This is a genomic window from Saliniradius amylolyticus, assembly GCF_003143555.1.
Classification (GTDB): Bacteria; Pseudomonadota; Gammaproteobacteria; order Enterobacterales; family Alteromonadaceae; genus Saliniradius; species Saliniradius amylolyticus.
The window spans coordinates 311,075-330,309 of the sequence record NZ_CP029347.1 but is presented as its reverse complement, the minus strand read 5'-3'; the positions used below and the strand labels follow the sequence as shown (position 1 = coordinate 330,309).

Annotated in this window: 20 protein-coding genes and 2 tRNA genes; 6 read left to right on the top strand and 16 right to left on the bottom strand. The window is 48.7% G+C overall.

Annotation, left to right across the window (positions count from 1 at the left end):
* Positions 1 to 12: 12 nt before the first annotated feature.
* The 7 genes from HMF8227_RS01615 to HMF8227_RS01580 all read right to left on the bottom strand — a co-directional run bounded on the left by HMF8227_RS01615 (position 13) and on the right by HMF8227_RS01580 (position 6,379).
* A complete protein-coding gene (locus tag HMF8227_RS01615) occupies positions 13 to 687 on the bottom strand; it encodes an SDR family oxidoreductase (protein WP_109338517.1) in 675 nt (224 codons plus the stop codon).
* 109 nt (positions 688 to 796) lie between these two features.
* Positions 797 to 1,816, bottom strand: a complete 1,020-nt coding sequence (gene arsB / locus HMF8227_RS01610) for an ACR3 family arsenite efflux transporter (RefSeq protein ID WP_109338516.1) — start codon at positions 1,814 to 1,816, stop codon at positions 797 to 799.
* A gap of 14 nt (positions 1,817 to 1,830) precedes the next feature.
* Positions 1,831 to 2,550: an arsenical resistance protein ArsH gene (gene arsH, locus HMF8227_RS01605; RefSeq protein ID WP_109338515.1), complete on the bottom strand. Its 720-nt coding sequence runs from the start codon at positions 2,548 to 2,550 to the stop codon at positions 1,831 to 1,833.
* Complete coding sequence (locus HMF8227_RS01600; RefSeq protein ID WP_109338514.1) at positions 2,547 to 3,020, bottom strand: arsenate reductase ArsC; 474 nt, start codon at positions 3,018 to 3,020, stop codon at positions 2,547 to 2,549. Before HMF8227_RS01600 ends, arsH begins: the two co-directional genes overlap by 4 nt.
* Before the next feature lie 13 nt (positions 3,021 to 3,033).
* Positions 3,034 to 3,369 (bottom strand): metalloregulator ArsR/SmtB family transcription factor, encoded by a 336-nt coding sequence (locus HMF8227_RS01595; RefSeq protein ID WP_109338513.1) that lies wholly within the window; start codon positions 3,367 to 3,369, stop codon positions 3,034 to 3,036.
* 1,331 nt (positions 3,370 to 4,700) lie between these two features.
* A complete protein-coding gene (locus HMF8227_RS01585; RefSeq protein WP_109338511.1) occupies positions 4,701 to 5,357 on the bottom strand; it encodes a hypothetical protein in 657 nt (218 codons plus the stop codon).
* A 65-nt stretch (positions 5,358 to 5,422) separates the two neighbouring features.
* Positions 5,423 to 6,379, bottom strand: coding sequence for a DUF2971 domain-containing protein (locus HMF8227_RS01580; protein ID WP_109338510.1), 957 nt, complete (start codon positions 6,377 to 6,379; stop codon positions 5,423 to 5,425).
* 641 nt (positions 6,380 to 7,020) lie between these two features.
* On the opposite strand from HMF8227_RS01580, the gene HMF8227_RS01570 reads away from it, so the two are divergent.
* The gene (locus HMF8227_RS01570; protein ID WP_109338509.1) at positions 7,021 to 7,890 is read left to right on the top strand and encodes a phage integrase N-terminal domain-containing protein; all 870 of its coding nucleotides are present in this window, start codon (positions 7,021 to 7,023) and stop codon (positions 7,888 to 7,890) included.
* Between the two features lie 73 nt (positions 7,891 to 7,963).
* Here HMF8227_RS01570 and HMF8227_RS01565 read toward each other — a convergent pair whose 3' ends face one another.
* The 6 genes from HMF8227_RS01565 to HMF8227_RS01540 form a co-directional block, all read right to left on the bottom strand.
* A complete protein-coding gene (locus HMF8227_RS01565; protein ID WP_109338508.1) occupies positions 7,964 to 10,549 on the bottom strand; it encodes an AAA family ATPase in 2,586 nt (861 codons plus the stop codon).
* Between the two features lie 154 nt (positions 10,550 to 10,703).
* On the bottom strand, positions 10,704 to 10,952 hold the full coding sequence (locus HMF8227_RS01560; protein ID WP_109338507.1) for a hypothetical protein: 249 nt from the start codon (positions 10,950 to 10,952) through the stop codon (positions 10,704 to 10,706).
* 63 nt (positions 10,953 to 11,015) lie between these two features.
* Positions 11,016 to 12,086: a YaaC family protein gene (locus HMF8227_RS01555; protein WP_162558454.1), complete on the bottom strand. Its 1,071-nt coding sequence runs from the start codon at positions 12,084 to 12,086 to the stop codon at positions 11,016 to 11,018.
* 88 nt (positions 12,087 to 12,174) lie between these two features.
* Positions 12,175 to 12,978 carry a hypothetical protein gene (locus HMF8227_RS01550; RefSeq protein ID WP_109338506.1) on the bottom strand — a complete coding sequence of 268 codons (804 nt, stop codon included), beginning with the start codon at positions 12,976 to 12,978 and terminating at the stop codon, positions 12,175 to 12,177.
* 15 nt (positions 12,979 to 12,993) lie between these two features.
* A tRNA-OTHER gene (locus HMF8227_RS01545) sits at positions 12,994 to 13,083 on the bottom strand.
* Between the two features lie 169 nt (positions 13,084 to 13,252).
* On the bottom strand, positions 13,253 to 13,525 hold the full coding sequence (locus tag HMF8227_RS01540; protein ID WP_109338505.1) for a helix-turn-helix domain-containing protein: 273 nt from the start codon (positions 13,523 to 13,525) through the stop codon (positions 13,253 to 13,255).
* 117 nt (positions 13,526 to 13,642) lie between these two features.
* On the opposite strand from HMF8227_RS01540, the gene HMF8227_RS01535 reads away from it, so the two are divergent.
* The 3 genes from HMF8227_RS01535 to HMF8227_RS01525 all read left to right on the top strand — a co-directional run bounded on the left by HMF8227_RS01535 (position 13,643) and on the right by HMF8227_RS01525 (position 15,633).
* Complete coding sequence (locus HMF8227_RS01535; protein WP_109340976.1) at positions 13,643 to 13,852, top strand: hypothetical protein; 210 nt, start codon at positions 13,643 to 13,645, stop codon at positions 13,850 to 13,852.
* 549 nt (positions 13,853 to 14,401) lie between these two features.
* Complete coding sequence (locus HMF8227_RS01530) at positions 14,402 to 14,644, top strand: DUF4224 domain-containing protein (RefSeq protein WP_109338504.1); 243 nt, start codon at positions 14,402 to 14,404, stop codon at positions 14,642 to 14,644.
* 2 nt (positions 14,645 to 14,646) lie between these two features.
* Entirely contained in the window at positions 14,647 to 15,633 is a 987-nt protein-coding gene (locus HMF8227_RS01525) for a tyrosine-type recombinase/integrase (protein ID WP_109338503.1), read from the top strand.
* A 91-nt stretch (positions 15,634 to 15,724) separates the two neighbouring features.
* Here the strand turns inward: HMF8227_RS01525 and HMF8227_RS01520 are convergent.
* From HMF8227_RS01520 to mutY, 3 genes are all read right to left on the bottom strand, one after another.
* Positions 15,725 to 15,800: transfer RNA gene (locus HMF8227_RS01520), tRNA-Phe, on the bottom strand.
* A 141-nt stretch (positions 15,801 to 15,941) separates the two neighbouring features.
* Positions 15,942 to 16,214, bottom strand: a complete 273-nt coding sequence (locus HMF8227_RS01515; protein WP_109338502.1) for an oxidative damage protection protein — start codon at positions 16,212 to 16,214, stop codon at positions 15,942 to 15,944.
* Positions 16,215 to 16,224: 10 nt separating this feature from the next.
* Positions 16,225 to 17,280 (bottom strand): A/G-specific adenine glycosylase, encoded by a 1,056-nt coding sequence (gene mutY, locus HMF8227_RS01510; protein WP_109338501.1) that lies wholly within the window; start codon positions 17,278 to 17,280, stop codon positions 16,225 to 16,227.
* 182 nt (positions 17,281 to 17,462) lie between these two features.
* Between mutY and trmB the strand changes: the two genes are divergently transcribed.
* Together trmB and HMF8227_RS01500 are read left to right on the top strand one after the other, a co-directional pair.
* Positions 17,463 to 18,173, top strand: coding sequence for a tRNA (guanosine(46)-N7)-methyltransferase TrmB (trmB, locus tag HMF8227_RS01505; RefSeq protein WP_109338500.1), 711 nt, complete (start codon positions 17,463 to 17,465; stop codon positions 18,171 to 18,173).
* Complete coding sequence (locus HMF8227_RS01500) at positions 18,173 to 19,186, top strand: methyltransferase (protein ID WP_109338499.1); 1,014 nt, start codon at positions 18,173 to 18,175, stop codon at positions 19,184 to 19,186. Before trmB ends, HMF8227_RS01500 begins: the two co-directional genes overlap by 1 nt.
* Positions 19,187 to 19,235 lie beyond the last annotated feature (49 nt).

Sequence of the window (19,235 nt, the reverse complement as noted above, 5' to 3'; positions counted from 1 at the left end):
GCCTTTTTGTTATCAATACGCCGGCATCAGGAAGACTTCGCGAACTGCATTGCGCGGGTCGGCATTAACCGCAAATAGCACCGCGTCGGCCACATCCTGCGGATCCAACTTATCCGGCTTGGGCTCATCGAAAAATGGCGTGTTGACCATGCCCGGTGCAATAGTGGTGCAGCGCCCCTGCCATTCTTTCATCTCTTCTGACAGGTTTTCAGCAAAGCCATGCACAAACCATTTGGTGGCGCCATAGACCGAACCTTTAATCGCACGGCGTCCGGCGGCAGAGCCGGTCATAATGAAGTGGCCGGTGGTTTTCCTCAGATGGGGCAGCGTCAGATTGGCGGTGTAGAGCAGCGCGTTGATGTTGATATCCACCATCTTCTTCCATTCTTTTGGGTCGCCGCCTTCGGTACCCGGAGTGGATACCCCCGTACCGGCGTTGGCAAAGGCCACATCCAGACGACCAAACTTCTCAACGCCCTGTTCCACTACCTTTTTCAGTTCGTCAAAATCGGTGGCATCAGCGGCGATGCCGACGGCATTGTCCTGACCGAACTCTTCTACCAGCTTCTCCAGCCGGTCAGCCCGACGGGCGGTTAATATCAGCTTTAACCCCTCACTGGCCGCCTTGCGGGCCGTAGCCTCGCCGATGCCACTCGAGGCGCCGGTAATCAACATCACTTTCGACATACATAACTCCTTGGTTGATTCACGTATACCAAGGATTACTTGGGGCGAAAGGCCCCAAGATCAAACCAAGCTGGCAATTAGAGTCTAAAGTAGCTGTGATAACTGGCGTTTATTGTGGGAACCAGTGGCGGGTGCGATTGGCAAAGCCTACCAACGACAGCATTACCGGCACTTCCACCAGCACGCCCACCACAGTGGCCAGCGCCGCACCGGATTGCAGGCCGAACAGGGAAATCGCCACAGCGACGGCCAGCTCGAAGAAGTTCGAGGTGCCTATCATACAAGCCGGGGCGGCAACCTTGTGCGGCAGCTTCATTCGCTTGGCGGCCCAGTAGGCGATAGCAAAGATGCCATAGGTCTGAATCAGCAGGGGAATGGCGATCAGTACGATGGCTTCTGGTTTGGCCAGGATGGTCTCCGACTGAAACCCAAACAGCAATACCACAGTCGCTAACAGACCGACAATGGACCAGGGCTTCATGGTCGCCAAAAAGCGATTCAGGCGGGTATGATCATTGGCCTTATCCAGCTTTTTACGGGTAAACGCCCCTGCCAGTAGCGGCACCAGTACATAGAGCACCACCGACAGCAACAGCGTATCCCAGGGCACGGTAATATCGGTGATACCCAACAGCAGCCCGGTGATAGGCGCAAAGGCGAAGATCATAATCACATCGTTGATGGAAACCTGCACCAGTGTGTAGTTGGCATCACCTTTGGTAAGCTGACTCCAGATAAACACCATGGCCGTACAGGGCGCCACGCCCAGTAAAATCATGCCGGCGATGTATTCACTGGCGGTTTGCGGGTCCACCCACTCGGCGAATAGGCCCTTAAAGAACAGCCAGCCGAGCAGCGCCATGGTAAACGGCTTCACCAGCCAGTTGATCACCAGCGTTAAGATTAGGCCCTTGGGCTTTTTGCCCACGTCTTTGATGGAGCTAAAATCCACCTGCACCATGATGGGGTAGATCATCAGCCAGATAAGCACCGCGATCACCACATTCACATGGGCGTATTCCAGCGCAGCGACCGCCTCAAACACCTGCGGCACCAGACTGCCCGCAACAATGCCCACCACGATGGCCAGCGCCACCCAAACCGATAAAAAGCGTTCAAAAATACCCATTGGTCACTCCTATTCTAAATCGCCCGCTGATTAACACGTTCACTGACCTGCTCGGCGCTTTCAACGCGCTCGGAATACCGGTCCACAAAGTAGTCTTTGTTGTCGCGCAGCATCAGCGTGAACTTCATCAGCTCTTCCATCACGTCCACAATGCGGTTATAGAAAGGCGAGGGTTTCATGCGGCCGTCTTCCTCAAACTCGAGAAACGCCTTAGGCACCGACGACTGGTTGGGAATGGTGACCATACGCATCCAGCGCCCGAGCACCCGCATCTGGTTCACCGCATTAAAGGACTGAGAGCCGCCACAAACCTGCATCACCGCCAGGGTTTTGCCCTGTGTGGGCCGCACACCGCCCAGATTCAGCGGTACCCAGTCGATCTGACTTTTCAGGATACCGGTCATGGCGCCATGGCGTTCCGGTGAGCACCAGACCTGGCCTTCTGACCACATCATCAGCTCCCGCAGCTCCTGCACCCTGGGGTGGCTGTCCTCTTCGGCATCGGGCAGCGGCAAACCGGTGGGATCGAAAATCCGCGCCTCGGCACCAAAGTGGTTCAACAGGCGAGCGCACTCTTCCACCACCAGGCGGCTGTAGGAACGCTTGCGCAGCGAGCCATACAGCAACAGAATTCGGGGCTTGTGCGAGGCGCCTTTGTTGGCAAACCTGGCTTCATCCGGTGTGTGAAACTGTTCGGTATCGATATTCGGTAGTGCCATATCCAGACTGGTCATGACTGCGCTCCTTGTTGAGTTAATGCGTCGCCCAGCTCTGCGGGCGACAAGTCTTTTCCTGCCAAGTCTGTGAGCACCTTAACCCGCCGTTCAATCTCGGCGATACAATCCCGAAACGCCTCGGCCTTTTGCTTATCACTGCCTTCAACCTTGGACGGGTCGTTTAAGCCCCAGTGCAGTTTCAGGCTGTTGCCAAAATAGAGTGGACAGGCCTCACCGGCGGCCGAGTCACAGACCGTTATAACCACATCCGGCGCAAAATCTTCAAACTCGTCCCAGGACTGACTTTGCAGCCCCTCGGTGGCATAACCGGTCTGCTTGAGATATTGAATGGATAGAGGATGCACCTCGCCAGCGGGCTGGCTGCCCGCACTTCTGGCCTGTATCACATCGCCCGCCATTTGATTGGTGATGGCCTCCGACAAGATGCTGCGGCAGCGATTGTGAGTGCAGATATATAAAACTTTCATAAAACGTCTCGGGTTAATTGGGACAAGAATTGGATGACCTGGCGGCCACAAAACGTTGGCGCTCGGCGGCAATATAATCGGGATTAGCCTGACCGGTCTGAGTGAGTACCTGTGATGCCCACTGAGCCAGCTCGGGATGCAGGCGATAATAAACCCACTTACCCCGACGCTCATCGGCCACAATGGCGCACTGACGCAACTGTGCCAGATGCCGGGAGACCTTAGGCTGGTCCAGCTCAAGCGCCGCCATTAAATCACAGACGCAGGCCTCGCCCTGCTCGGCGATCAACAACAGCGACTTAAGCCGCGTTTCATCGGCTAAGCACTTATAAAATTGAATGGGAGTCATCGCCTACACATACGAAATATCACATATATGTATATTCATATGTATAAGAACGCGCGTCAATGATTAACAACAACAGAATTTCCGGACAGGACGACCCTGGCTACCTGATAGACTTACCGCGACGCTTTGTATGATAGTGCCCAGAGGCGGACAACATTGTCCGGAACAATGTTGGACAGCTTTAGCTGGTCGGCAACGCCGACGAGCCACAGGAAGGTGGCGAGCAATCTAACCACCGACAAAAAGAGCGTTCGTTCCGCCTCTACATCCGTGGCACAATTTAGACACAAAAAAAGCCCCGCATTTCTGCGAGGCTTTCAATGATGGTGCCCGGAGACGGACAACATTGTCCGGAACAATGTTGGACAGCTTTAGCTGGTCGGCAGCGCCGACGAGCCACAGGGAAGTGGCGAGCAATCTAACCACCGACCAAAAAGCGCGTTCGTTCCGCCTCTTCACATCAGCGGCACAATTTAGACACAAAAAAAGCCCCGCATTTCTGCGAGGCTTTCAATGATGGTGCCCGGAGGCGGAATCGAACCACCGACACGAGGATTTTCAATTCTCTTTTGAAAGTCACTCTATTCGATTGATATTAAATGACTTTATATCAATCTCCTTCCAAATAAATCCCTGAATAAATCCTCTGAAAGCCGCATAGCTTCGTCTGCCTGTTATGCGTTTTTGGAACTGATTTAGAGGGGACTTCTATCGCATGAAGATTTTCTGGGGCTAGAAAAGCAAAAACCCGAGCGGCAACTCGGGTTTATAGAGTCAGTCGGCACCCGCTAGACAGCTACACGACCAAATCAAAATCAGCTTCATACTAGCTGAGGGGTAGCCCTTTGTCTAGTGAAAAGGCTCGCCGAACTCGACCGCGTTTTTGCCCCAGCGAAAACGCATCAGGCACTGCGTAATTCACGTAGCACTTCATATTGGATAGTTGTTGTTGATGAAGTGTTCCTGATGTCGAGTCGAACGGGGATTCCTTACATACGACTCAGCGTGCGACGCGCACCACGATTCTCTGCATTCGCAATGCAGAGGCGTTCACACTTGTGGGAAACGGGGCTCCAACCACGGCCACCACGATAAAAACGGCGAGGCTATCCGGCCAACAGGCGGGGGTAAAAGTGAAGGCAGCTAATCACTGGTGTGTCTCTCCGGCGCGTAAGGGGGGCAGGAACTTAGCAAGTTCTACCGAAGTGGAGAGCAAGGCGGACCATCCTAAACCTTATACGGTGCAGGAGGGTGAGCCTATCTTGGAGCGCAGCGGAAAGATAGGTTCACCAAGGTAATAGACTAATACTGTGGTTAGAAGTGATCGAGTGTTACTCCTCCAATTCCCACCATTGCAAATAACGACAGATTTTGGAGGTCTTCTTGGAGTAACCAATACCAATATCAAATATCATCCAGCCGAATAAAACAGCTGTCACCATGAAGATAACGTATAATGCAATATCTCTAGGGCTCCAACCATTGTATTTTAAGCCCTCTGGAACGAAACTAAGTGTTAAACCTATAGCACTTATAACAACTGGGCTTTTGAAGTACTCTAAAGATGTAACTTTCCTCTGCCTCACCTCGTCCCACTTTAGAAGATTTTTAACATCATTCTTACTGATAACCTTCGATGAGTTAGCCAGTTCTACAAATCTCAGATATGACAAATACGCACTACGTCTGAAAAATGGGAGGTTGTACAGACCATACTTTTCAAACTCGCATGAAAAATCTCGGCCTATGAAGCTTTCTCGCAGACAATACACAAGGCCGGCAAAAAGGACAAAACCAATGTAAGCCCAACTAGTTAGAGAAGATATCCAAGTGAAGTAGATCGCACCTAAGACGTAAGTGAGAATCAAGATATGATGCTTTATAACTAACTCTCGAGGAGAGTGGCGTAGCATACTATTAACTACTTTCGGGGTTTCTGAACTATCAAAAAGCTTGTGCGCTTCGGTCCATTTCTTCAGCATAGACATTGAACTTCGCCCTAATTCTGAGGGAGATCCTAAAACAAATATTCCTTAAAAAAAACATGCTCTTATTAGGGACGGTATGGTATTGATGATGCTCTAACTCTTTTTTTCAATGCGTGCTTCCCCTTAACACTCAGCATTCTAACTACCGATCGCATTGACAGTTCAGAGGAAGCTGTGGGCCCGAGGATAATTCGGTCAATAATTGATTCAAGTGTAAACGGTTTATTGCTTACTGGTATGTTTTTCAATTTTAACTTGAGCTTAGGTTCAACACCTTTGTCAGATATGTTGTATCCAAACATTGGGAGGTAGGCTTCATCAGTATCCCTGTCTTTAAGGTATACAAACCTCCATTCCTTCTCTTCCTCAAAACCTTTGTGTTTGGTGTACAAAGAAAACACCTTAAGCCTCTCAACCCAGTGCCAAGCGACAGCATCTAGCACTCGCTCCGTTTTATCCAGGCTATCGAGCAACTCTGCCAGATCTCGTATTCGGGCTCTTATCCAATCTATACGCTCTTCGTAAGTAACATAGTCAACTGGGGCCAGAATGATGGGTGAATCTTCGTTCGGCTCTATCTTCTCTGTATCAATGACGAAAGAGATACCTCCACCGTTGGAACCATATCCCCTCCACATAGAAAGTGAGCCATCATAGTCGTCTTTATCATGCAAAGAGAAACAAGCAATGTAAGTGTCTAGCAAATGCGCTTTATCGAAATCATTAACATGACGATCGAGCTTCTCTAATAAGCTGGCGAACACTTCCTTGCTGCCACATGCTTTGATTAGGTCTTTGTTCTTTCTGAATTCAGAAATCCCTCTCTCTATACCGAAGAGCAACTCATCTGAGTCATTCATATTTAATGGGTTCGCAAACCACAGCTCTTCACCTTCGATAATTCGGTCAAAGGTTTCGATAGACGTGTAATGAGCAAGTAGCGGAGTTTTACTTGGGAACTCAGCGTCATCATCATGATCTTTCCATAAAGACTTCTGAATTCTCTGGCCAATGTCTTCCATATCACCTTTCCCTAATGGTTACACATACCAATCACGTGAGCTTGAAACCGATTCACTCTCACCAAGCCTAACATGAACTATAACCCTAGAGTTGATTTTGGAGTATATCTTCAGGCGGATTGGCGTCGAGTCGTCCCTACTCGCTAGGTGTAGGGACGACTCGCAGAGTCGCCCGTCGAGGCCCCTGCTCATGATGCCTCGACACCCAATCCGCCTGAAAAATCGCAGGGCCAGAAGAGGGACGGAAATTTGAGCACAGCAAAAAGGCATTGCATTAACCGATCATTGTGATAATTTTAACAGCGTAATCGCTCAGCATGAGCATCAAGAAAAAGGGCGTACCTAACTGCCCGCAACACGTTCCTGAGGAGCTGCATTCGCAGCGTTATGGGTCACACGACCACCCCACGATAAACACCAAAGAAACCACAGTAGTCCGTACTGCATTTCAACAGAAATCATACGGCTCAGCTTTGTTGCTTTAGACCAGTTAGCCTTTATGTCTTTCGACAATATGCTCGGCTAAGTGCCGTTCATATGGCTTTAAAACTTACCTATTTTGGCGTTTCGCCCCCTGGTCTTCGGTTTGGTAATTTTCTCAATATTTTCAGATTCAAATTTAAACTTATGAGGAACGTGAAATGAGCCAATTAGGATATCGTCTTCATCAAATGGTGAACGACACACATAGAGAAAGCAGTTTTAGTACCCGCGCAACGCGCAGCAAAGTGTTGAACCTTGCGGCGAAGCAATTACTCAGTCATGGCTACCGGTTAAGAGACCCATCTGGCCTAAAGACCAAACACATCAACCATCTCGTTCACCGATGGCAAGATGAAGGCCTTGCGGCAAAGACGATTAAGAACAGAATGGCTGCTCTTCGCTGGATAGCAGAGAAAATCGGCAAGCCCAATATCTGTGCTCGTAGCAACGACGACTACGGTATTCCAAGAGTCCGCAACAACCCCATTGGGAAATCCAAAGCGCTCGACATGGACAAGCATGCGAAGATAAAAAGTGACTTCATAAAGTTGTCACTACGCTTACAGCAAGAGTTCGGGCTTAGGAAAGAGGAATGTATGAAGTTCAGCTTGTCCTATGCATTGAAAGACAATGATGACATGCTGCAAATTAAAGGCTCCTGGGCTAAGGGCGGTAAGTACCGCAAGATTCCCATTTGGAAAGAGTCACAACGACAGCTAATTCGAGATATTGCCAAGGTGACTAAAGGAGCGCTCATCGAACCGGAGCGGAACTACAAAGCCCAGATGAAGGAATATGACCGCGAGACGATTCGGGTTGGCCTGAATAAAAACCACGGATTACGGCATCACTTCGCCAGGCAGCGATACCTAGAACTTACTGGTTGGAAATGCCCAGCAGACGGCGGCCCTCGTAGAAGAGAACTATCACCCGTTAATTATGAACGTGATACTAAAGTTCGTGAACAGATCAGCGTTGAGTTGGGGCATGAGCGACTCAAGATTACCTATGCTTACTTGGGCAGCTAGAATTTGGCATGCCAAATCACACTGTCAGCTATGCACCATCAGCGGGCATAGATCAGGTTGGAAGTTAACGAGACTAACTCCTTTTTCTGTCTACTTGAAGTTCCTTGAGAAACATCTTGATATCTTCTAGATCAGTGGAGACTTCATCAATTGTTGGGTATGGGTCACCTACACCTGCCGCACTATCGTGTCCTGTAAAATAGGCACTGCATTTTGTCATTGCATTATCAATGCGAACTATATCCGCTTCGGTAATATCTACTAAGCGAGATAGCCGTTGGGTATAGACTCCTCGCTCGAATCGATTTACCACTTTGTTAAGTAACTTCTCTTCAATCAAGCGTTCCCAAGACTCACGGAGTAAACCATAAAAATGACGTGATGCTTTACGAAATTCATCTTCAGTTTCATTAGCTTCAATCTTACGCAGCTTCTGGAGTTCGACGTTCAGAACCTTTAGTCTTTTACCTGTAGTGAGTGCCTCCCACGGCGCTGAATCTTTCACTAGACCGGCATATTTTTTATTACGCATCAAAGCAATGCTATTGTTTTCAGCGTCCTGCAACTCTGCCTGCTCTAATAACAGCTTAAAAAATACTATGTCGTGGGTGAATACTATGACTTGACGCTTTTTCGACTCATCAACCAATCTTGCAGCTACCCTGCTACTCCACTGATGACTCAGAGAGTTTACTGGATCATCAAAAATAACCGTCGAATCACGATTATCAGCTTTCATCTCAGCTAAAAACGCAGCGATTGCGATACAGCGCTGCTCACCTTCACTCGCCACTTTGGCAACGATAGGTTCACCGGCGTCAGCTATCGCCAACTTAAATTGTTGACTCCCGCCCGTATTTCGCGTTTGCACTTGGATAGAGAACCGCGTGAAACCAAACTGATGAAGCTCGTCTGCAAATGCAGCCTCTAATGGCTTAATTACACCTTGTTTGTAGATGTTGGATGATAGAATAGAAATTTTCAGGGGATTACACTGCTTTTTTAGCCCCTCTAACTTCTTAACAACTTTATGTCTTTGAAGGTTATTTATTAACGCTTGAAAGTTATCCAGAACAAATTTTTTATCCTCCAGACGTTGTAGCTCCAGCTCTTTCTTTTCAATCAGCTTGACTAAATCTTCATCCGATTGTACCGCTTTAATTTGTTCAGAAATGCTCTGTGAGATCTGTCTGATAGATTGTACCGCCGATATATCAAGAATTTCATCCTCTGAAGGCAGTTCAGAGTCTTCGATAAGCTTCATCTTTCTCTCAGAAAGCTTTTCAAACAAAACCATAAACTTTTCTGACAAACCAGGCTCAATACTCTCTAACTCATCAAGAGCCGTTTTATGCTCATGAATTCTCAAGTCTTGAGATCGAATCAGCTCCTCTACGTTTCGCAGTGATTCATAAGCTTTATTTGCTTCGGTAGCGGCGTTATCGGACAAAAACTTATGAAGAGCAGCTAATCTGTTGCCACTCTCCTCAGAGATAACTTGCAAACACAATGGACAGTTATCCCCTGTTTCGGGGGGGAAATGATTGGAATGAGGTTCCTGTTCAACAAATTGCTTCGCCGATTTCCAAACTTCTTGCCATTGGATTCCAGTGACTGTATCCAAGGGCAGTCCATCTAAAGTTGCTTTCTTTATCGCTTCTGCTTGTTGTTTCTTTTGCTTGTAATCCTGTTGTAACTTCCTGAGCTGCTCAATTGATTTATCACCCAAGCACTTAAGTGCTGATATCGTCATATTCCCCAGTGGCTTTAGCAGTTCTCTCTGCTGCCTCAGCTTCTTTTTCAAGGTTTCTGGTGTTTGCAACTTATCATGTGCGATTTCTTGTCGTAGTGGCTCAATCCGCGCCACTTCTTTTGCGGTGGCTCGATGCTTCTCAATATCACTTTCTTTGTGTTTGTACGATAGACTGTTTACAACTTTAGCAATATCGCTTGATGAGTTGAGAGTACTGACATGCTCGAAACCGTTACCCGGCATTATCTCCTCATCAACAATGTCTTTAACGTAGTTAACCGCAGCAGTAAGTTCATCTAACAAGTTCAGCCCAGACGGCTTGAAGCCCAGCGCATCCTCTTTGTTGACATAGTGGTGTGCAGAGCTCGTGTCAAAGACCCTAATTGCTTTGAGTGCACCTGTACTCGGTTCGTCCAAAGTCCAAGAATGTTCGTTATCTTTAGAACCCACAGTGAAAGATATCTCAGCACTAGGAGGGGGATTGTTTGCTTCGAACACATTACCTAGAATTTTCGGATCGCTACCTCGCGTTAAACAAGCACTCTTTAGAATATTTGCGTAGCTGGACTTACCTGCCCCATTGTCTCCGTAGACAACGAAGAGTCCAGACTGGTTAAAGTCAATAGTCTGATTCCTAGCTAAAGCGCCAACACCCAATACATTGCCCAGTGATCTGATATTAACGACTTCTTCTTCGCTAGTGTGCCCTGAAAAATCTATCGGTTGGGTCGCATTATCGAACTCATCAGTTACATCAGCCAGCTCATGTTCAATTAGTGCCAGTTCATAAACCTCATGGAGTAACTCATCATCCAGGCCTCCATTTTCCAGTGCAAGCCGAACGCTCTGTCTCCACCAAACAGGCTTGTCCTTGATCCATTTTTCTATTTGTTCGATTGGAGTCATGCAATCTCCTTATATGTATTAAATTCCTTAGCTCGGTCATCTCTTCGCTGACTTGTCTTCTACAAGACATGCCCTAGGTACAAGTCATTTGGCAATTACGATATACAAAAGCAAGCATAGCCGTATGTGGCCAGAGTCCAGTGGATTGTAGTTTTTACTCAATAAGCAAACAATTTCCATCTTCCAAGTTCATGGTATAACGCAAAACGGCACTGCTTAGCTTGTCATCGCCCATGACTGGATATGAAACATCTTCCCACTCCGGATTTTCCAGTCCATGAGACTCAGCATGCTCAAAACCTTTACTCTTCAAGGCTTCTAAAGATTGAGACTCCCGCAATACCTCTCTTGGCTTGCTCAAATCGTCGCTTGGTCCAATCGATAAACACTTTTTAGCGGTCATAGTCCCTCCGAAAAAGATAACGCTGCATTAAGCGGCTTGTCCGCAGCTGTGACTTGTTAGCTGTCAGATTGCTGCGAACGGGATAACACATTCGTTTTTTGTAGTGATCGATACCATTTGATAGAGAAACTGCTTTGGTGCGAGACTAACAAACTCACTAACCAAAGGCCGCAACGCACCTTCGAATAGCGATTTAATTTCCGAAGGCCGGTACCTCGCAGCACTCCCTAAATAAAACATTGCAAGTAAGCTATAGGAGAGCTGAGGAAGATCCCCAGGACGCAGATCAACGTAGTACCGATAACCCTTATTCGTTAAAATGGGAACGATATCCAGTTTCTGATAATCAGCCAGAATATTTTTGTATATTCGGTGAATATTTTCTTGGCTGAAGGATTTACGTTTAGCCGCTCTAAACACAACCTTCTTATCTCGCGGGTAACCTTCCTTGAAGTATTTTTTACGTTCGCCCTTTAGAAACTTATCTACTTCTACTTTAGCTTCTTGTTCTTTTTGGTAGATCACCTCAGTAAAGAGTTTGTCTCTCGCTTTATTTACTTGAAATTCGATATCTACAGGCAGAAGCTTTCTTTTCGAGCGATGTCCTAAACTAGTATAGATGCTGTGCACTTCTGGTATGTGAGACATAGCTTGCTCTAGCCTTACCTCATGCACTAACCTGACCGGCTTGCCCAACAAACGGGTGAATTCATAAAAAATATTTACCGCTTCCCGCATTTTACCTTTGACTTCCACCGTCTGTTCTTTGGCAACCGGCAACACCAGTCCATGATGCTCATGGGTCGACTCTAAAGGGACATCATTTAGACTCAAGAAACATTTAACAAGGTCCAGCATACCGTAGTAGAGCAAAGCACCTTTCGCAGGCAGCGGACTAACTCCAGCGGCTTTATAGAAGTCCTCCGCTAGCCCCGCATAATACATAGCACGCTCGATTTTTTTCCTATTATTACCGCGAGTATTATTTAGCCGAAGCTGTAGGTCTGAGCTGAGAAACGACCAAGGATCGCTAGTTAAAATTTGCTGGTCACCAGCATCAAGCGAAACAAAGGAGTATCGAATCTTGTTGTATTTATAAAGGGCCAACTCCCCTTCTTCTATTTGCTTTGCCACTACCTCTCCTTGTGAAATTTAAAGCTCAGGACATGCACTGTTTTGGAGCCGCGCAGCGGCGGAAAATCGGTCGCTGTGCAGCCGATTGTTAAGCATTATCTTGGCGGATTGGCCCATGATGGAAAATGTCCTCAAAAAAAGTATCCGGTATTTTTGAAAACTCAGTATCTAAAAAAGATCGTAGCTTACGTCTCCGCGTAGATTCTCCGTTAGCTTTCATCACGTTATCAAAAACCTCCACTAAACCCCGCTGCTCCAACCGTGAAATGAAGCCCTGCATCGTGTGTAGCTGAGGCTCAAGTTGTTCATCTAGTGCTCGCACATAGCGGACTGTAATTGCAATGAGGGTCGTGAAGTCCTTCAGAGTTATCTGGCTAGAGTCGAAATTGTCTAAGGTTTGCTGTATGTCAATACCCGCGTGCCTTTGCTTAATAACCTGCTCGTGTTCAAGGAGAAGTTTCCTCTGACGCGGAGTCAATCCATTTTTCGCGCTATGAACGACCCGATTCCGCCATCGCACTAGCAGAACAACCATCGGCCACCAGTAAGGCTTAGCATCTGAAAGACATTTTGACACTTCAACAACTCTGTCTGCTGCTCCCTCGGTAGATAGTGCTGTATATAGAATCTCGTCCTCAGTTGAACAATCTTTGAGGAAGTCCAGGTACTTGAGAAGCGCCTCTTCAACAAAAACCAGCGACGCTCGAAGGGAAAATATTCTTGCTTTTGAGGCAGAGGTCTCAGGATTAGAACTTTTCCAGCCAATTGTCAGATCATCAGGTTTTGTGACGGTCCCTGTTCGCACAGCAGCCAAGCCAACACATATTGTGTTAACTGAATGGACAGCATCGCCAACAACTTCTAAGAATTGCTTGAGACCTTCACTTTCCATAACTTACTCATGTAATGGTGGTGCCGTGAGGGTTCGAACCTCAGTTTCCCGCTTTCACAAACCGACATAATCGGCGGGCGTCTTAGGCCACTAGACGACAGCACCAAATTTTCCGCTTAAAAGCATCTTATCCCAACCGTGCAAGGTCAGCTTCCTTAAAAGCTAGATTACCCTCTCAGGTCAGAAAGTCCAATGTCTGCTGTTTGTTGACCGTCAGTACCAAGTGTTAATCCGAGTAAGAAGTCTGTCGGGTGATGAGTGAACAGCTTCCGTCTTATACACGTTGCGACGACCAATCCAATATCTTCTCTGCCAAGTCGTCTTCGACACAGAACAAGAAGGCGGTTGGCACTTCGAGCACCTCACTGAGCGCCACTACCATTTTAAAGTCTGGGGTATGAACACCACGTTCGTACTGGTTCATGCGTGCAGACGCAACAAACTTATCCATCCCCGCCAGTATGCCTAGTCGCTTTTGGGACAGACCAAGTCTCGTTCGTGCTTGCTTTAGCCGTATGGGAAACGGCGAACCATCATTAGTTTTCAAGTGGTGTAAGACATCCGCTATTGAAAACTAAGATTTTCTTAGCTTTAATAAAGCCTAGATACTAAGGAATACTTAGCTTTCAATTTGGCATGCCAAATTGAAGCAGAGGAAATGCTGATGCTGGAAACGTTTGTGTGTGTAGTGGTGGGGGCGGTCTTCGTGTTATTGAGCTTGTTTTCCGATGATGGCCAGTCATCAGAAAAGAGTGATCAACTTGATCAGATGGATGATGGTATGGGCAATATCATTGCCGATGGTGAGCATATGAGCCGTTCTGAAGCAGAGGATGCTCAAGCCAGAGGTGAGTTGTACGACACCTACTACTAAGCCCAATTTGGCATGCCAAATTGGGATTGGCGGTTTGTGGCTAGCACTCTCCTCCCCGCGTACCGGCTATACTGCTTTTAGAGGCGTAACGATGACTCCATACGATTGGTTTCAAATGTGGGTATTGATGGTTTTAGCCATTCGATCTAGCCGCCGTTACGACAGGCTCAAACATGATCTTTTTGAAGCAATTAGAGAAGGGAGAATATGACTATGGCCCCTGTATTTGCTGGCTGCACATTGATATTGGGAACAGTGGTATTTTTTGCTGTTCTATTCCACCGAGCTCAATCAGAAGAGCAGAACGAACTTCGGTGAACGATTAGCCTACCAAAGTCTGGATCTAGCCGATTCAGAGCATCAATCGTCCAAATATATGCTTGGTTAAGTATGCCTGTTGCTAACCAAATAAAAGCGCAGGACTTCAATATCCATATAAATCAGAAACATAAACTCAACAAAGTATAAATAAAAAACCCCGACTCACTTAGGGGGGCTTTTCTGAGAATTTTATTTTGCCGTTCGTCACAATCCCTTTGTCGCTGTTTGGTGAAGAGGGTAACGGCTGTGTTCATATCAAGAGATGAGCTACAAGAGCTTACAGGCTATAAGAAGAAATCGCTGCAAGTTCAGCAGTTGCAAGACTTTGGCATTCCATTTGAAGTCAATCGACTGGGAGCGCCCATTGTACTTCGTTCAAGTGTTGAAGACGCCCTATCGATTTCTAAATCGCCAAAGCGGCGCACTCACTCCATCAACCTAAAATCTCTTCACGAAGCAAAAGCGAGGTAAATATGGGCAGAAAGCGAAAAAGTGGTGGTCACTTGCCGGAGCGCATGTATCACCACAAAGGAACCTACTACCTAGTAGACAAAGACAACAAATGGACCAACTTAGGCAAATCACTCCCCAAGGCGATGGCCAAATATCACAAGCTTGTGCCATCACAACGAGCGATTCGCACTATGGGAGAGCTGATCGACCGATACATGGTCGAGGTGTCACCCAATAATGCACCGACAACATACAAGAGTGAAATAGCGGCCGCGAAGCTACTTAGAGCGGCATTCAATGAAATGGACCCACGAGATGTTACACCCGTGACCATTTACGAATACATCGACTATCGGAGCCAGACAGCGCCTGTGAGAGTAAACCGCGAGATATCACTGCTCAGCTCCATCTTCACAAAAGGTATTCGCTGGGGCGCTCTAGAGGCCAATCCTTGTCGTGACGTGAAGAAGAACCCTGAGCGTCCACGGCAACGGTACGTGTCAGACGAGGAGTTGGCCGCCTTTAAGAGCTTCATTCCCCAGTGGCTGTCACTGTATATCGATTTAAAATGCCTGACGGGGCTGAGACAGACTGACATGCTCGCGCTTCGCTTTGATTCATTTATCGAGGAAGGTCTGCTGACAGGCATGAGCAAGACAGAAAAAAGAACGGGTAAAAAATTCCTGTTTGAATGGTCAGATCAATTTAAGGCCACCGTGGATAAAATTCGTGGGCAATCTGGCAAAGTCAAAAGTCTTTATCTGTTCTCAACTCGTCAAGGTCAACCTTACACGGCGGATGGCTTTCGTAGTATCTGGCATCGATGGATGGTCAAAGCACTGGAAGAAGGTGTGCTTGAAGAGCGCTTTCAAGAAAGAGACATTCGCAAGAAGACCGCCAGCGAGATAGACCTGGAACACGCCAAATTGCTCTTAGGGCATGAAAGTGTTAAAACAACTTTGCGAAACTACAGGCTGCTGCCCACGAGAGTGAAGCCGTCAAAGTAGTTTTTTGGAAAAACTGGATTTATTTGGAAAGTCGGGACCGGCGACCAGATACAAAAAACCCCGCAAATGCTTGCAGGGCTTGATGTAAGAATGGTGCCCGGAGGCGGAATCGAACCACCGACACGAGGATTTTCAATCCTCTGCTCTACCGACTGAGCTATCCGGGCGAAATTTTGTGAGCGCGTTGCGCTGTGGGTGCGTATTAAACGGTTTCTGGCCCTCGGAGTCAACCCATTTTTAAGACTTTGTGACTCTTTGCGCAAGCTTTAGCCAATTTGGTGCGTTTTACTGCCAATTGGTCACCAAATTCAGCTCTCCGGCGGCACATAACCGTCGATTTGTACCTCTTTGCCTTCGAACAGAAAGGCTTCCATCTCTTTCTCTAAAAACGCCCTGTCCTGCGGGTCCATCATATTGAGCTTCTTCTCATTAATCAGCATGGTCTGCTTCTTCTGCCACTCGGCCCAGGCTTCCTTGGAGATATTGTCGAAAATCCGTTTGCCCAGGTCACCGGGGTAGAGTTGAAAGTCGAGCCCTTCGGCGTCTTTTTTCAGGTACTGACAATAAATCATTCGGCTCATAATGGCTCCTTTAGGCGAGATTGCCCTTGAGTGTACTAAAAAGTGTCTTGGTTGGCGCGGCCAGCCCCAAGTTCTCCGGTGCGTTTAGATCATACCAGCACTGTCCCTCTTCGCGCACCGCAAGTTGTGGGGGCTGGTTGAGCTTTAACAACACCGGGGTAATATCCAGATGAAAATGACTGAAGGTATGACGAAAGCCTGCCAGCGTTTCAGTCTGGTAGTCCTTTAACCCTAAAAGGTGCGCCTGTTCCTTCATATCGTTATCAGAGGTTGCCTCATAAAAGCCCCAGAGCCCGCCCCAAATGCCGGACGGGGGGCGCTTGTATAACAGCACCTGTTGCTGCCAAACGGGCAGCAGCATAATGGTTTGCTTAACCGGCTTGGCCGTCTTGGGCTTTTTACCGGGAAATTCAGCCTGTCGCCCCTCGGCATAGGCGATGCAGTCCTGATTAACCGGGCAATCTTCGCAGCCCGGTCTGGTGCGGCTGCACAAGCTGGCGCCCAGATCCATCATGGCCTGATTATAATCGGCCACCCGCTCGGTCGGGGTGCGCTGCTCGGCCAGTTGCCACAGGCGATTTTCCACCGCCTTCTTACCCGGCCAGCCTTCCACCGCCTGGTGCCTTGCCAGCACCCGCTTCACATTGCCATCCAGGATCGCATGATGCTGGCCACAGGCCAGCGACAGGATGGCGCCCGCAGTAGAACGGCCAATGCCGGGCAGACTTTGTACCTCTTCCAGCGTCTTGGGAAACTGACCGTCAAACTCCGCCACAATCACCTTGGCCGCCTTGTGCAGATTGCGCGCCCGGGCATAATAGCCAAGGCCGGTCCAGTGGTGCAGCACATCATCCTGCGGTGCTTCAGCCAGTGCCTGCACGGTGGGGAAGCGCGCCATAAAGGCCTGATAATAGGGAATGACCGTGGTCACCTGGGTTTGCTGCAGCATAATCTCGGAGATCCACACCGAGTACGGCGTTTTACTCTGCTGCCAGGGCAGAGTCTTGCGACCATGGTCATCAAACCAGCTCAGGATACGGTTGGCGAAGCTAAGATTGGCGTTCACATCGAGGTTCCGCTAACAAAACTGTGGCTATGATAACAAAGCCAGCTAGCGCTTGTATTGTGCCGCGGGGTGGGCATAATACGCGCTCACCGGCGGATGGTGATATTTTCCACAGTGGCCCGGCCGCTCAATATGGTGTCACCATCGCAACCAATCCGCTGACAGCAATGGGTAAGTAAAGCATGAGTCAATCCGAAACCAGTAACGAGCAGCCAATTTACAAACGCAAAATTCGCAGCTTTGTCACCCGCGAAGGCCGCCTGACTAAAGGCCAGGCCAAGGCGCTTGAAACCTACTGGCCCACCATGGGCCTGGAATACGCTCAGGGGATGCAGGATCTGACTCAGGCCTTTGACCAGGAAGGCCCTGTGGTACTGGAAATCGGGTTTGGTATGGGGCATTCGCTGGTGCAGATGGCCGCCGATGCGCCAGATACCAACTTTATTGGTATCGAAGTACACCGCCCCGGTGTCGGTGCCTGCCTGATGGAGGCCGAGCGCCAGGACGTCTCCAATTTGCGAATCTATCAACACGATGCGGTGGAAGTGCTGGAAAACTGCATTCCCGATGCGAGCCTGAGTCGGGTACAGATTTATTTCCCCGATCCCTGGCACAAGAAGCGCCACCATAAACGCCGTATCGTTCAGCCTGCCTTCGTCCAAACCTTGCGCAAGAAGCTGAAAGTAGGCGGTCACTTACATCTGGCAACGGACTGGGAAAACTATGCCGAGCATATGCTGGAGGTGATGCAGGATGCCGAGGGCTATCAAAACCTGTCCGACAGCAGTGATTATGTGCCTAAGCCTGACTACCGCCCCGAAACCAAATTCGAACGCCGCGGCCAGAGATTAGGCCACGGTGTGTGGGATTTGCTGTTCGAGCGAGTTAACTAATGTTATCCAACCCCAGTCAGTTATTGTTGCGCCATGCCGACCTGTATGAAGAAGGTCGCTGGTTAATCGCCAATCCGGAAGATGCCGCCATCTTTTCCGAGGTTAAAGCCGATGGCTTCCATCTGGACTACCGCCTGTATCAGCAGGCAAAAGGCCCCGGGCAGCATCATTTTGGTGTCAGCCTTGAGGTAGCGCCGGACAAGTTGTACGACGGCGCCGTGCTCTATATGCCTAAGGCCAAGGCGCTGGCTCAGATGCTGCTGGCCAATCTCAGCCGCTGTATCAAACCCGGCGGCACTCTGGTGTTGATCGGCGATAACAAGGGCGGTGTTAAAAGTGCGCCTAAGCTGCTCGCGCCTTACAGCGATATTTGCAACAAGCTGGATTCGGCGCGCCGCTGCTCACTGTACGCGGCACCTTTGCAGACGCCCGCGCAAGACTTTACCCCTGAACAATGGCTTAAGACTCTGGATGTGTCGGTGGCGGGACAGAAGTTTCAGGTGGCCTATTTACCCGGTGTCTTCAGTGCGGGCGAGCTGGATCCCGGCACCAAACTGCTACTGGAAAACGCCGATGTTCCGGCCAGGGGCAAGGTACTGGATTTTGCCTGCGGCTGTGGTGTGGTGGCCTGTTATCTGGGCAAAACCAATCCCAGACTCGAGTTAACACTGAGTGACGTCAGCGCACTGGCGCTGTATAGTTCCGAGCACTCGCTAGCGCTCAATGGCCTGGAAGGCGAAGTGTTGGCCTCCGACGGGTTGAGCAGTATCAGCGGTCAGTTCGATGCCGTGCTCACCAACCCGCCCTTTCATACCGGCCTTAAGACCGACTATGACATCACCGAGCAGTTTCTTGCCCGAATTCCAACACTAATGACACCAAGAGCCAAATTACAACTGGTGGCCAATAGCTTTTTAAAGTATGCCCCCACTATGCAGGCGCATTTAAGTCGCCTCAGCATCGTCGCCGAGACGAGCAAGTTCCGAGTCTATGTCGCCGAGAAGCGGGCTTAGAGCGTGTTTATCGCTCTCAACAGAAAGCGAATATCGAAGAAAACACTAA

What these genes read in the sequence shown, in the direction of transcription:
- arsH (WP_109338515.1), bottom strand. Translation starts at nt 2,550, where the DNA reads ATGACCAGTCTGGATATGGCACTACCGAATATCGATACCGAACAGTTT.
- HMF8227_RS01525 (WP_109338503.1), top strand. Translation starts at nt 14,647, where the DNA reads ATGGGCAGAAAGCGAAAAAGTGGTGGTCACTTGCCGGAGCGCATGTAT.
- arsB (WP_109338516.1), bottom strand. Translation starts at nt 1,816, where the DNA reads ATGGGTATTTTTGAACGCTTTTTATCGGTTTGGGTGGCGCTGGCCATC.
- HMF8227_RS01550 (WP_109338506.1), bottom strand. Translation starts at nt 12,978, where the DNA reads ATGGAAAGTGAAGGTCTCAAGCAATTCTTAGAAGTTGTTGGCGATGCT.
- HMF8227_RS01570 (WP_109338509.1), top strand. Translation starts at nt 7,021, where the DNA reads ATGAGCCAATTAGGATATCGTCTTCATCAAATGGTGAACGACACACAT.
- HMF8227_RS01580 (WP_109338510.1), bottom strand. Translation starts at nt 6,379, where the DNA reads ATGGAAGACATTGGCCAGAGAATTCAGAAGTCTTTATGGAAAGATCAT.
- trmB (WP_109338500.1), top strand. Translation starts at nt 17,463, where the DNA reads ATGAGTCAATCCGAAACCAGTAACGAGCAGCCAATTTACAAACGCAAA.
- HMF8227_RS01565 (WP_109338508.1), bottom strand. Translation starts at nt 10,549, where the DNA reads ATGACTCCAATCGAACAAATAGAAAAATGGATCAAGGACAAGCCTGTT.
- HMF8227_RS01585 (WP_109338511.1), bottom strand. Translation starts at nt 5,357, where the DNA reads ATGTCTATGCTGAAGAAATGGACCGAAGCGCACAAGCTTTTTGATAGT.
- HMF8227_RS01535 (WP_109340976.1), top strand. Translation starts at nt 13,643, where the DNA reads ATGCTGGAAACGTTTGTGTGTGTAGTGGTGGGGGCGGTCTTCGTGTTA.
- HMF8227_RS01500 (WP_109338499.1), top strand. Translation starts at nt 18,173, where the DNA reads ATGTTATCCAACCCCAGTCAGTTATTGTTGCGCCATGCCGACCTGTAT.
- HMF8227_RS01595 (WP_109338513.1), bottom strand. Translation starts at nt 3,369, where the DNA reads ATGACTCCCATTCAATTTTATAAGTGCTTAGCCGATGAAACGCGGCTT.
- HMF8227_RS01615 (WP_109338517.1), bottom strand. Translation starts at nt 687, where the DNA reads ATGTCGAAAGTGATGTTGATTACCGGCGCCTCGAGTGGCATCGGCGAG.
- HMF8227_RS01515 (WP_109338502.1), bottom strand. Translation starts at nt 16,214, where the DNA reads ATGAGCCGAATGATTTATTGTCAGTACCTGAAAAAAGACGCCGAAGGG.
- HMF8227_RS01600 (WP_109338514.1), bottom strand. Translation starts at nt 3,020, where the DNA reads ATGAAAGTTTTATATATCTGCACTCACAATCGCTGCCGCAGCATCTTG.
- HMF8227_RS01560 (WP_109338507.1), bottom strand. Translation starts at nt 10,952, where the DNA reads ATGACCGCTAAAAAGTGTTTATCGATTGGACCAAGCGACGATTTGAGC.